This is a genomic window from Olleya sp. AS48 (genome assembly GCF_038900355.1).
GTDB lineage: Bacteria > Bacteroidota > Bacteroidia > Flavobacteriales > Flavobacteriaceae > Olleya.
The window spans coordinates 495629-507726 of sequence record NZ_JBBMRD010000001.1 but is presented as its reverse complement, the minus strand read 5'-3'; the positions used below and the strand labels follow the sequence as shown (position 1 = coordinate 507726).

The following is a 12098-nucleotide window of genomic DNA, read 5'->3' as shown; positions in this document are numbered from 1 at the left end:
CATTTAAGTTTTATACTATTCAATAACGGTTACAATCTCATCCATAGGTCTTCTAACCTTAACAAGATTTACTAACCAATCTTCATCTTCTTTTCTGTAACCAATTGGTAATAATACAGCACTACGTAATCCTTTTTCGCGTAATCCTAAAATTTTGTCTACAGCATCTGGCTCAAAACCCTCTAAAGGCGTTGCATCCACACCTTCAAAAGCTGCAGCAGTTAAAGCCTCTGTAAAAGCTATGTAAGCTTGTTTTGATGCGTGAATAAAGTTTTCTTCTGGATCTTTTTGAGGATACATACCTAATAACATTTGTCGGTAATTTTCCCAACCTTCGTTTTTAAAACCACGAATGTCATTGGTTAAATCAAACATATAATTAATACGCTCTGGCGTATAATGGTCCCAAGCAGCAAAAACTAACAGGTGAGAACAGTCTGTAATTACAGATTGATTCCAAGCAATTGGTTTAATTTGCTCTTTAATATCTTGGTTTTTTACCACAAATATTTCAAAAGGTTGTAATCCTGAAGACGTGGGAGCCAAGCGTGCAGCCTCTAAAATACGTTCTATTTTATCTTCTGCTACTTTTTCGCCATTCATGGCTTTAGCTGCGTATCTCCAATTTAATTTATCTAATAATTCCATATATTTAATGTTTGTTTTAGTTGTTTTTAGTAATGCGTTGAATGGCATCTGATGCTATTATAGTATTAGCATGATTGGTGCTATTAGCTAGGTTTAACATAGCTTGAGCAATAGTTTCTGGTTCAATAATTTTATATTTTTTTAAGGAACCTATAAATAGCGGTTTTAATGCTTCAAAAATTGAGATTCCTATTTTTTCAAGCGTACGTCTTTCTTCACGTTGGCCTCCAATTAATGAAGGTCTTAAAATAAAGGTTCGGTTGATGTCTTGATTTAGGACATCTTGCTCCATTTCGCCTTTAGTTTTATTGTAAAATATGTTGCTTTTTGCATTGGCACCCATTGCAGATATAACTACAAATGTATCTATGCCATTAGCTTTAGCGAGCTTTGCAGCAGAAACCGGAATCCCGTAATCTATTTTTTTGTAAAGTGATTTATCTGGTGTTTTACTTTTAGTTGTACCAATGCAACAAAACACTTGATGTGCAGTAAAATCGTCTTTAAAATCTTCTAGTTTTAATAGATCTCCAATGTATTGAGTTACCTTACTAGGTAAGCCTTCTATTTTAGATCGTGAAAACAATTTTATGCTGGAGTACTCTTTGTCTTCAATTAATTTTTGAAGTAAAAGACCTCCAGTTAAACCTGTTGCACCTAATATAATTGCTGTTTTTTTCATTTTATTTACAAACTTTTATGCTGCTCCAAGCAGATTGATAGGCTTCTTCTAAATGGGCTTTATCTAATTGAAAAACACCACGTTTTTGTGTAATCATTAAAAACGATAATGGGTTTATAGCATAGGCGTACAATAAATAATCAGATAAAGGTTTTATAATACCTTCTTGTCTTCCGCGTTCCCATAGGTCCAGCAGTGGTTGCAAGTGTTTTATACCTTCTTGTCTGCTTATCTCGTCAATCATTGGTGTGTTATCACATTGTGCCAAAAACATAGCGTTTTCACTTTCTTTTAATTTAAAATCTGCAATACGGTTCCAGATTAGTTTAAAGCCAGCTTCAATAGGCATATCTTCTTTATAAGTTTCAAAAGCATATTTTGTGTAGTCTGCTTTAACTTCGACGTAAGTCTTATTTACTAAATCTTGTTTATTTTCAAAATACAAATAGATTGTAGCAGGTGAGACGTTAGCCATTTTTGCTATTTTACTCATTGGTGTCGCATGAAAACCGTTGTTGTTAACCAACTCGATTGTCGCCTTTACCAATGCGTTACGTTTATCTATACTTTTTTGAAGTTTTGCCATTTTTGTTCTAATTCTGATGCAAAGATATACAAAAATGAATGTTCATTCTTTTTTTTAACAAAGATTTAATTTATGATGATTTTATTACAAAACCATAAGATTAAATTATAGTGAACACTAGCGTAAACGTAAAGGCTTAAAGCTAATATAAATGATAGTGTAAATGAACAATAGTGCTAAATACCATGTGTTTGCAACTAAATCTAGATAATCAATTTTACCATTTGCAAAACTTAGTATCATTAAGACTTGTGCACCATAAGGTAAGATTCCTTGAATAATACATGCAAAAATATCTAAAATAGAAGCTGTTTTTTTGTTGTCCAACTGATATTGATCGTTGATTGTTTTTGCGATTGGACCAGCTATTATAATAGAAACTGTATTATTAGCAATTGCCATATTAATTGTACCCACCAATGCTGCGATACCTAGTTGTGCAGAGCGTTTACTTTGAATTAAATTTTTAATTTTACTAAGAATATAGTTTATCCCTCCATTTTTTTCCACTAAAGCAGCTAATCCACCTGTTAATAGAGATAACAAAAAGATTTCAGTCATACTGGTGAAACCGTTGTATGCGATTTTAGTAGACTCTATTAATGTGAAATCTCCATAAATAATTCCTAAAAGTCCACCAGCAATAACGCCTAATAACAATGTTACAAATACATTTATACCAATAATAGATAGTAGGATAACCAATAGATAAGGCGTGATTTTTATAATGGAGTAGGTGTAGCTTACAGCATCTGTCGGCACAGCTTTTAATCCAAAACCTTGTATAATTAAAATACCTATAGTGATTAAAGCTGCAGGCAAAGCGATTTTAATATTTTGCTTAAACTTGTCACTCATTTTACAGCCTAATGACTGTGTTGCTGCAATAGTTGTGTCTGATATTACGGAAAGATTATCTCCAAACATACTACCACCTAGTAATGCACCACATAATATCCCTAAATCTACATTGCTTTTATCTGCAAAACCAATAACAATTGGAGCTAATGCAACTATTGCACCAACAGATGTACCTGTAGATACAGATAAAAAACCTGCTATTATAAACACGCCAAAATAGATGTATTGTATAGCAATATAATCCAGTCCAAGATTTACAATAGCGTCTACACTTCCAGTAGCCTTGGTTATAGTTGCAAATGCACCAGCCAATAAATAGATGAGGCACATGGTTAATATTTTATCATCACCACAACCTTTAAGCAGCGTATTTATTTTAGAGGTTATGGATTGTTTAAACATTAAAAATGCCACAATTATACCTACTATAACAGCAATTGGAGCTGGTAATGCGTAAAAATCGTTTTGATAAATTCCAACACCTAAAAACGTAAATACAAATACGAATAATGGTATTAATGCTGAAAATTTTGGAGTAATTGTTTTTGAATTTGCCATGTTTCCTTTTCATTTTTAAAAGGAAATAGCAGCAAATAAAAGACATATGATTTAACATTTGTTCCAATTACTTGGCTTATCTATTTAGCACCTTGCTTGTTATTGCAGGTTGCTATCTCCTTTTATTGAGATTCTTGATAATTTATTTAAGTCGGCAAATGTATAGCATAAAGCCATACCAAAATATTAAAATACGTTAAAATTTGTAAAAATTTGTAAAAATATAAGCGATAAATTATGTTGAATACCTGATTAAAAACTACTGTTTTTACACGTCCGATTACATGAAGCGATTAGTTAAATAGAATTACATAACAGTTTTAAAAACAGACTATTGCAATTAGAAATATTTACTAGAGATGTCATTGTCTTTGACAACTTTAGTTTTCAAAATAAAGGTCATAAAAAGATAAAGCGACAAATAATGACAAAACAATATTAAAAAGGTGAAAATTTCGTTATACAGAAAATATTCATTGATTGGAGATAAGCCAAGGTTGAAAATTGTGGCAACACCTGAGGCTAACAAAATAGTACCAGTAGCGTAATTATCACTAATATATATCATAGCAAAAGTGATCGCATAAATAAATAAGCACAACGCACAAATAAACATGAATATTATGTTATAATTCGGTATTTGATCAATCAATAAATCTACCACTGCATAAATAACATATCCAACTAAAAAAACGCCAAGTATAACAGATAATGATAGAAAAGATTTTAATTTACTTTTTATTAAATACTTTTTCAAAATCAAGGTAAAAAGTATAAGGTATCCTGAAGTTAATAGGCTTATAGCATTAAAATATTCATTATAATCGTAAAAACTTATTATATTAAGAATGAAAAAAGCTAATAAAGCTAGTAAAAATTTAGGATCGGCTTTCTTTTTAGTTATACTTAAATATTTAAAAATTAATATTAGGATAACTATAGGAGAGATATAAATTAAATCTTTTCTAGACGTAAGTGAGACACTCATAATCAATGCTGCTATTACAGCAATAAAAAAAAGGATATCAAAAAAGGAAGATTTAATTTTAAACATTACAAAATGTAATAGATTACACACAAATATACTTAAATGTTAATCAGCATATACATGTTAAGTTTATTTATAATCAGTCTAAAATTAAATAATTTTAGAGTTTGTTATATTTTTGATGTCAATTACTTTCAAAAATAATGGCAATCAAAGTATGCAAGTCAATGTTATGGGTTTGAGCTATACTATATTCATTCGTATCAATTTCATTTAAACTTAAATTTATATTTTAATTGTTAATTATATTGTAAAATACAAGCTTTAAAATAGATAATCGTTGTATTGTAAATTTTAACGTTTAAATTCGCGCTCTTAAATAATTATCACTAATAATGAAAATCTTAACCTTTTTAATGCTTTTCTGTACCCTAATTTCTTTCGGACAGGTTGGTATAAACACTACAACACCAGATCCTTCATCAATATTAGATGTAACAAGTACAGATAAAGGTCTATTAATACCTAGAATTGCCTTAACATCAACTTCAGATGTTTCTACAATAACTTCACCAAGTATTAGTTTGTTAATATATAATACTGCAACAGTTTCTAGTATAACTCCTGGCTATTTCTATTGGGATGGAACAGAATGGTCAAAACTAGCTACAACTAAAACTGTAAATAGTGCTTGGTCTACTATTGGTAATGCAGGAATCGATGATACCGTTAACTTTATAGGTACAACAGATAACCAAGATTTGGTTTTTAAACGAAACAACATACAAGCAGGTTTGCTAAATTCTAATAATACTTCATTTGGTGTTAACAGTTTACCACTTGCAACAACAGGTACAGATAATGCAAGTTTTGGTGTAAATGCGATGTCTTCTAATACATCTGGAGGACAAAATACAGCTGTTGGACAAAACGCTTTAAGAGATAACCTAAGTGGAGGTAGTAATACCGCAGTAGGTTTTAATACGCTTATTGCAAATACTGCGAGTTCTAATACAGCTATTGGGTCTAGTTCTCTAGTAAATAATACTTCAGGTGCTAATAATACGGCTGTTGGTTCATTAACGTTGAATCAAAACACTACAGGAGGAAATAATACTGCAATAGGTATGCAGTCACTTACTAAAAATACAACCGGAACTAATAATACTGCTAGTGGGCTTTTTTCATTGTTTGATAATACAACAGGAACCCATAACACAGCTAGTGGATCTGAATCTTTAACTTTTAATACCACAGGTGATTACAATACAGCGGTTGGAACTAATGCTTTGTATTCTAATACTGCAGCTAATGAAAACACAGCTGTTGGTTCAAATGCTTTATATGCTAATGTTACTGGGTTTAATAATACTGCTTTAGGCGCAAATTCGCTTAAAGACAATACTGCAAGTAATAATACAGCCATAGGTAAGGATGCATTATTATTAAATACTACAGGAAGTAGCAATGTAGCTGTAGGAGGAAGAGCATTGGCAACTAATAATGGTCATTATAATGTAGCTACAGGAGTAAATGCTTTAGTTGCTAATACGACCGCTAGTTTTAATACTGCAAACGGTTATAATTCTTTAAATGCTAATACAGAAGGAGGTAGAAATACGGCAACAGGCTCAAATTCTTTATTTAAAAATGAAACTGGAGCTGGTAATACAGCTGTAGGATCAAGTTCGCTGTATGAAAATATTCTTGGAGGAAATAATACTGCAATTGGTAGTGGTGCACTAAATAAAAATATAGCAAGTAGTAACACAGGTTTGGGTACTAATGCACTTCATAATAATACAATTGGACAACATAATATAGCTAGTGGTGTAAATTCATTACTTTACAACACTGAAGGATCCGGTAATATAGCTAGTGGTGTAAACGCATTACTTAACAATACTACGGGTAATTATAATACAGGGTTAGGCTTTGGTTCTATGTCAGCAAATACTGAAGGTAATTACAATGTTGGATTAGGTGTTAATTCCTTGAATTCTAATACATTAGGTGGTTTTAACACCTCTTTAGGTGGTTCTTCATCAAATTCTAATACTTTAGGTATATATAATACAGCTGTTGGGTATAATGCATTTCCTTCAAATACAGAAGGAAATAGAAATGTTGCATTAGGTTATAACTCTCTTACCGATAATACTACAGGTGATTATAATATCGGAATAGGATTCAATGCGAATAATTCGGCAAGTGGCAGTGGAATTGGTGATAATAATATAGCTATTGGTTATAATGCTGTTGTTCCAAATACAGATCTTAGTAACCAAGTACGTATAGGTAATACTGCAATAACATACGCTGGCGTACAAGTAGCTTGGACAATAACATCGGATAAACGTTGGAAAAATACTATTGAAGATTCTGATTTAGGTCTAGATTTTATTAACACATTACGTCCCGTTTCATATTTTAGAAACAATGATGAAAATCATAAATTAGAATACGGATTTATCGCTCAAGAATTAAAGGAAGCTTTAAATAAAAGTACTTCAAAAACAAATGGTATTATTACAGAAGACAGCGAAGGCATGCTAAGCGTAAGATATAACGATTTGTTTTCGCCAATAGTTAAAGCTATACAAGAGCAATCTACAGAAATTGAACAATTAAAAGCAGAAAACGAAGCCTTAAAACAGAAGCAATTAGCTTTTGAAAACGAACTTAAAGAGCTTAAAAAGTTATTGTTAAATAAAAAATAATAGCTTCTAAATTTTCTCAAAAAGATTAGTAAAACATTAAGATTAAAAACCAATTAATCGCCTTTAATTTGGCATCTTATTCTTTTATAATTTATAGGAAGAACTTATGATGACAAACAAAATGATTGGTATAGTTGGTGGTGTAGGTAGTTACGCTGGTATTGACTTAATTAAAAAGGTATACGATTTAACAGAAGCAACGTCGGATCAAGACCATTTACCAGTTTCAATGCTTTCTGTGCCTCATAAAATTATTGATAGAACTAAGTATCTTTTAGGTGAAACTGAAATAAATCCTGGTATTGCTATAGCAGAAATTATATCGTCTTTAATCGCTAGTGGATCGTCTATTATTGCTATTCCGTGCAATACAGCTCACGCTAAACCGATTTTAAGCTTAATTGAAAAAAGTATACCAGAATCTTGTGTTTTGGTTAATTTAATAGAAGAAGTTGGGCTATATATTTCTACAAAACATCCAGAAATTACTAAAGTTGGTGTTTTAGGAACTACAGGAACTATTTTAGCAAAAGTCTATCCTGAAGTTCTAGCAAAATACAATATCGAAGTCATTCAACCTTCCGAAGATATTCAGGATTTATTTGTACATCCTTCCATATACGATACATCTTACGGAATTAAAGCATTTTCAAATCCGGTAAACGAAAAGGCGAAAGAAAACCTGAGTATGGCAGCGACCTATTTGTCTAGAAAAGGCGCACAAGCTGTTATTTTAGGGTGTACCGAAATTCCGTTAGCAATCCAATACCAAAAAATTGAAGACAGCTTAATTATTGATGCAACAACCGTTTTGGCTGCTGCTTTAATACGCGAATCTAAAAAAATGGAATTAATAGCTTAATTACTCGTTAAGCTCTAATAGTTGGTGCACAACTTCCACGTTTTAACAACATATACTCACCATTATTTTTAAACTCACGTATAGAAGTCCCAGCATAACGCTTAAACGTTTTAGATAAATGACTTACGTCTGTAAAACCAAGCTCGTCAGCAATTTGTGTTAATGTAAAATCGGAATTTAGCAATCGAATTTCTACAAGTTTCAGCTTCGCTTTAATAATATATTCTCGAAGAGACATATTTACTTGTTTCTTAAAATATTCACTTACATAAGTCGCAGACATCATAAAAACATCAGCTAAATTTTCAACTTTAAGCAATTCGGTTTTATCAATGTTTTCATTAATATAAGTTAGCATTTTTGTTATTCTATCATCCGAATTATTTTTTGGAACTTCAAAATAACTTCCTTTTTTAATATTTCGAATTAACAACTCTAAAACACTCGTCATTAAACTAGTTACTAGGTTAACAGATTCTTCGCCATAATTTCTAGATTCTTGTAAAATCATAGTTACTAGGCTGTTTAAATGGTCTCTATCCATTTCATTCTTAATAATATCTCCTGGTAATTGGTTATAATTAGAGAGTATATAAGCAGCTTCTTTAAACCATTCGTTTCTATCAATTGTAATCCTATTCACATTCTTAAAAAACGAATCTGTAAATTTTAAAAACACAAAACGCGTCGGTTTTTCAATAGTAAAAGAGTGACATTTTAATGGTGGTAGCAAAAACATGCTATTTTTAGTATAAGTGTAATCGTTGTAATTTATACATTGTGTACCTTCACCTTCTTTAATTAAAACCAATTCAAAAAAGTTGTTTTTAACAGGACGCTGTTTCCATTCTGTTAATTCTATTTCTTGTATTTCAAAAGGTTTATATGCTTCTAATACTTGCATTATCTCGTGTTTTATTTAAAATATTCAAACAAATTTATATAAAAAAGAAATAACAACCTGATTTTTCATACTCATAACCTTTATTTATACATTAATATCCAATTAAGATACATTAAAAGGGTTTGTTTGACTAGTTTATTTTAAGTGAAATGACAGAAACGGTAAATTAGAAAACCATACAGTTATATATTAATTAATAGGGATTAGGATTTAAATTCTAATCACTATTTTTACATAAACACATCCAATTTGATTTTTAAATACATTAAAAAACATTCTATTTTATCTATTTCTGTAGGTATCATTTTTATTTGCACTTTAATGGTGTTTTTTGCTACCGAAGCAAGTTATCATGCAATTGAAACTGCTTCATTATGGGTTAGAAATTATTTTGGATATTTCTATTTATACTTAGGTTTTGGTTGTGTTTTAGCATTGTTATTGGTTGCTTTTTCTAAATACGGAAAAATAAAACTTGGTAAACCAAACGCTAAACCGGAGTACTCACTTTGGTCTTGGATTGCTATGTTATATAGTGCAGGAATGGGATCTGGTATTTTATTAAGAGCTGTACAAGAGCCTGTTTTTATGCAACAAAACCCACCTTTTAAGTCTAATTTACCTAATGAAACGCTTGCGCTGGAATTTACGTTTTATCAATGGGGAATTACAGCTTGGGCATTTTACGGACTATTTGCAGTTATTGTTGGTTATGCTTTGCATGTTAAAAAAAAGAAAGTAAGAATTAGTGCCACAATCGAAGATCAAATTAAAAATAAACCTATAAAAAGTAGCGTAGATATTATCACTATTATAACTACCATTTTTGGACTAATAGCAGCAATTGGTTTAGGTACTACACAAATTAATGGAGGATTAAACCATGTGTTTAATGCTGATTTTGGGTTAACTACAACTATAATTCTATGTGTTTTAATATCAACAATCGCTTGTTATTCCGCTTGGCAAGGTGTAAATAAGGGTATCAAAATATTTTCAAAATTAAATATTATAGTCACTCTAGTAATTTTATTATTTATCTTTTTTACTAGCAATACCAAAGAGATTTTAGTTTCCTTTGTAACTGCAACTTATCACTACATTATAGACTTTATTCCAATCAGTTTAGCATTGGGAGATTACAATCCTGGTTTAGAGTTTTTAACCGGTTGGACCTTTTATTACTGGGCATTTTGGTTGGCTTGGGCACCTTTTACAGGTATTTTTATTGCGCGTATTTCTAAAGGAAGAACAATTAGACAATTGCTATTAGGTGTTTTAATTATTCCGTCTATCGGAACCTTCTTTTGGTTTTCGGTTTTTGGAACTTCAGCATTCAATTTAATTGAAACTTGGGGAACATATAATAACGAATTTGGAAATGTATTCTCATCTATTTTTGTATTCTTCGAACATTATCCCTTTGCTACCGTTTTAAACATAACTTCTATATTTTTATTAATTAGTTTTTTAATCACTTCTGTCGATTCTGCTGTATTTGTGTTAAGCATGTTTACAGATAAAGGTTCTAAAAATCCTAACAAAGCACATCGCGTTATTTGGTCTATTTTCATTCTATTAGCCACTATCGCACTCATTCTTCTAGGTAACATTAAGGCTAATGTCAATGTTTTGGAGGCTGTGCAGCGATTATTAATTATAACGTCTTTACCATTTTCATTTTTTATCATTATAATGTTTGGCTTTTTTATACAGGATTTAAGAAAAGAAAGACCTAATAATGCAAATTTAAAAGAACATTAAAATGGACTTATTTAATCAAACAAATTTATTTTCAACAGAAGGAGTCCGTAAAACAGTATACGATTTACCAGAAGCAGATGTTACTTTATTCGAAAATTTCTTCAGCATAGAAGAAAGCAATACGCTATATAAAAGTTTACTAGAAAACACACCTTGGGAGCAAGAACAAATTATTATTCATGGGAAATTAATTGATTATCCCAGATTAACCGCTTGGTTTGGCGATGTTGAAAAAGATATTACATACGCCGAAACTAAGAGTAAAATGCATTTGTGGAATAATGATTTACTTTTAATAAAAAACCGAATTGAAAAAGAAGTCGATGTCAAATTTACACGTTGATTACTCAATTATTATCGCGACGGAAAAGACAGCGTAGATTGGCATCAAGATTATAAAGGTGAGCAACGCAAAAATTCAGTAATCGCATCAGTAACCTTTGGAGCCACAAGACCTTTTCAGCTAAAACACGTATCTCGTAAAGATTTAAACCGTGTCGATATTCCGTTAGCTCATGGTAGTTTATTACTTATGCAAGCTGCTACTCAGCAATACTGGAAACACAAAATTCCTAAAACCAAAAAACCAATTCAGCCGAGAGTCAACTTAACTTTTAGATGGGTTGGCTAGATTTTAGCCTTGTATTAATAAAGGTTTAACGTTTAGTTAATGTATGTTTAAGTGTCATAAAACAGTGTTTTCTACTTGTTTTAGGAAAATTTTAAGAAAAAACCCTTAAAAAACCTTTTTTTGTACCTGCATTACCTTTTTTTGTACACTAAAAAAAGGAGAATACGTATATATATTTGCAATGTAATTATTAATCAACACATAAAAAATACATACAAATGAATTTAAAAGAAATTTTAAACTGGAGATACACAACTAAAGAATTTGACTCAACAAAAAAAATATCTGAAGCAGATATGGCAGAAGTCAAAAATTTATTAAGAATGAGCCCATCGAGTGTAAACTTGCAACCTTGGCACTTTATAGTTGCAGAAACTGCAGAAGGTAAGGCACGAATTGCAAAAGGAACTCAAGGTTTCTTTCATTTTAATGAGCCTAAAGTAACCAATGCTTCAGCAGTCGTTTTATTCTGTTCAAAAATTGATGCAGATGATGCGTATTACCAACATATTGCTGATACTGAAGATAAAAATGGTAGATTCCCAAGTGAAGACATAAAAAATGGATTCCTAGGAGCTGTTAAAGCGTTTGCAGGGATTCATAAATACGATTTAAAAGACCAACAACACTGGATGGAAAAACAAGTTTACTTAAACATAGGAAGCTTTTTATTAGGTGTTGCTAGTTTAGGTATTGATGCAACTCCAATGGAAGGTATAGACGTAAAAGCATTAGATGAAGAATTTGGTTTAAGAGAAAAAGGTTTTACAGCTTTAGTTGCTGTTTCTATAGGTTACAGAGCAGATTCTGATTTTAATTCAACAGATAAAACACCAAAATCTAGATTAGCAGAAAGCGAAATTTTCACAGTAATATAATTTCAAAAACGATTAA

General features: G+C 30.9%; 11 protein-coding genes, 1 pseudogene and 1 riboswitch. Of the genes and pseudogenes, 6 read left to right on the top strand and 6 right to left on the bottom strand.

Features of this window, described 5'->3' with window-relative positions; all coding sequences use genetic code 11:
- Nucleotides 1-15 precede the first annotated feature (15 nt).
- The 5 genes from WNY60_RS02420 to WNY60_RS02400 all read right to left on the bottom strand — a co-directional run bounded on the left by WNY60_RS02420 (nucleotide 16) and on the right by WNY60_RS02400 (nucleotide 4389).
- Nucleotides 16-648 carry an NAD(P)H-dependent oxidoreductase gene (locus WNY60_RS02420; protein ID WP_145001680.1) on the bottom strand — a complete coding sequence of 211 codons (633 nt, stop codon included), beginning with the start codon at nucleotides 646-648 and terminating at the stop codon, nucleotides 16-18.
- Between the two features lie 16 nt (nucleotides 649-664).
- Nucleotides 665-1330, bottom strand: coding sequence for an NAD(P)H-binding protein (locus WNY60_RS02415; protein WP_342861385.1), 666 nt, complete (start codon nucleotides 1328-1330; stop codon nucleotides 665-667).
- A 1-nt stretch (nucleotide 1331) separates the two neighbouring features.
- Nucleotides 1332-1916: a TetR/AcrR family transcriptional regulator gene (locus tag WNY60_RS02410; protein ID WP_342861384.1), complete on the bottom strand. Its 585-nt coding sequence runs from the start codon at nucleotides 1914-1916 to the stop codon at nucleotides 1332-1334.
- Nucleotides 1917-2033: 117 nt separating this feature from the next.
- Nucleotides 2034-3335 (bottom strand): Na+/H+ antiporter NhaC family protein, encoded by a 1302-nt coding sequence (locus WNY60_RS02405; RefSeq protein WP_342861383.1) that lies wholly within the window; start codon nucleotides 3333-3335, stop codon nucleotides 2034-2036.
- Nucleotides 3336-3382: 47 nt separating this feature from the next.
- A riboswitch (SAM-I-IV-variant riboswitch) is annotated at nucleotides 3383-3481 on the bottom strand.
- A 194-nt stretch (nucleotides 3482-3675) separates the two neighbouring features.
- Nucleotides 3676-4389, bottom strand: a complete 714-nt coding sequence (locus WNY60_RS02400) for a hypothetical protein (RefSeq protein WP_342861382.1) — start codon at nucleotides 4387-4389, stop codon at nucleotides 3676-3678.
- Between the two features lie 329 nt (nucleotides 4390-4718).
- On the opposite strand from WNY60_RS02400, the gene WNY60_RS02395 reads away from it, so the two are divergent.
- Both WNY60_RS02395 and WNY60_RS02390 read left to right on the top strand, forming a co-directional pair.
- Nucleotides 4719-7043: a tail fiber domain-containing protein gene (locus WNY60_RS02395; protein ID WP_342861381.1), complete on the top strand. Its 2325-nt coding sequence runs from the start codon at nucleotides 4719-4721 to the stop codon at nucleotides 7041-7043.
- Nucleotides 7044-7149: 106 nt separating this feature from the next.
- Nucleotides 7150-7905, top strand: a complete 756-nt coding sequence (locus WNY60_RS02390) for an amino acid racemase (RefSeq protein ID WP_342861380.1) — start codon at nucleotides 7150-7152, stop codon at nucleotides 7903-7905.
- Between the two features lie 7 nt (nucleotides 7906-7912).
- On the opposite strand, the gene WNY60_RS02385 is transcribed toward WNY60_RS02390, so the two are convergent.
- Nucleotides 7913-8809: an AraC family transcriptional regulator gene (locus WNY60_RS02385; protein WP_342861379.1), complete on the bottom strand. Its 897-nt coding sequence runs from the start codon at nucleotides 8807-8809 to the stop codon at nucleotides 7913-7915.
- Between the two features lie 249 nt (nucleotides 8810-9058).
- Between WNY60_RS02385 and WNY60_RS02380 the strand changes: the two genes are divergently transcribed.
- From WNY60_RS02380 to nfsB, 4 genes and pseudogenes are all read left to right on the top strand, one after another.
- Nucleotides 9059-10573, top strand: a complete 1515-nt coding sequence (locus WNY60_RS02380; protein WP_342861378.1) for a BCCT family transporter — start codon at nucleotides 9059-9061, stop codon at nucleotides 10571-10573.
- Between the two features lies 1 nt (nucleotide 10574).
- Nucleotides 10575-10916, top strand: a complete 342-nt coding sequence (locus WNY60_RS02375) for a hypothetical protein (RefSeq protein WP_342861377.1) — start codon at nucleotides 10575-10577, stop codon at nucleotides 10914-10916.
- A 12-nt stretch (nucleotides 10917-10928) separates the two neighbouring features.
- A pseudogene (locus WNY60_RS02370) lies at nucleotides 10929-11204 on the top strand (alpha-ketoglutarate-dependent dioxygenase AlkB); the annotation flags it as partial.
- A gap of 218 nt (nucleotides 11205-11422) precedes the next feature.
- Complete coding sequence (gene nfsB / locus WNY60_RS02365) at nucleotides 11423-12082, top strand: oxygen-insensitive NAD(P)H nitroreductase (protein ID WP_342861376.1); 660 nt, start codon at nucleotides 11423-11425, stop codon at nucleotides 12080-12082.
- Nucleotides 12083-12098 lie beyond the last annotated feature (16 nt).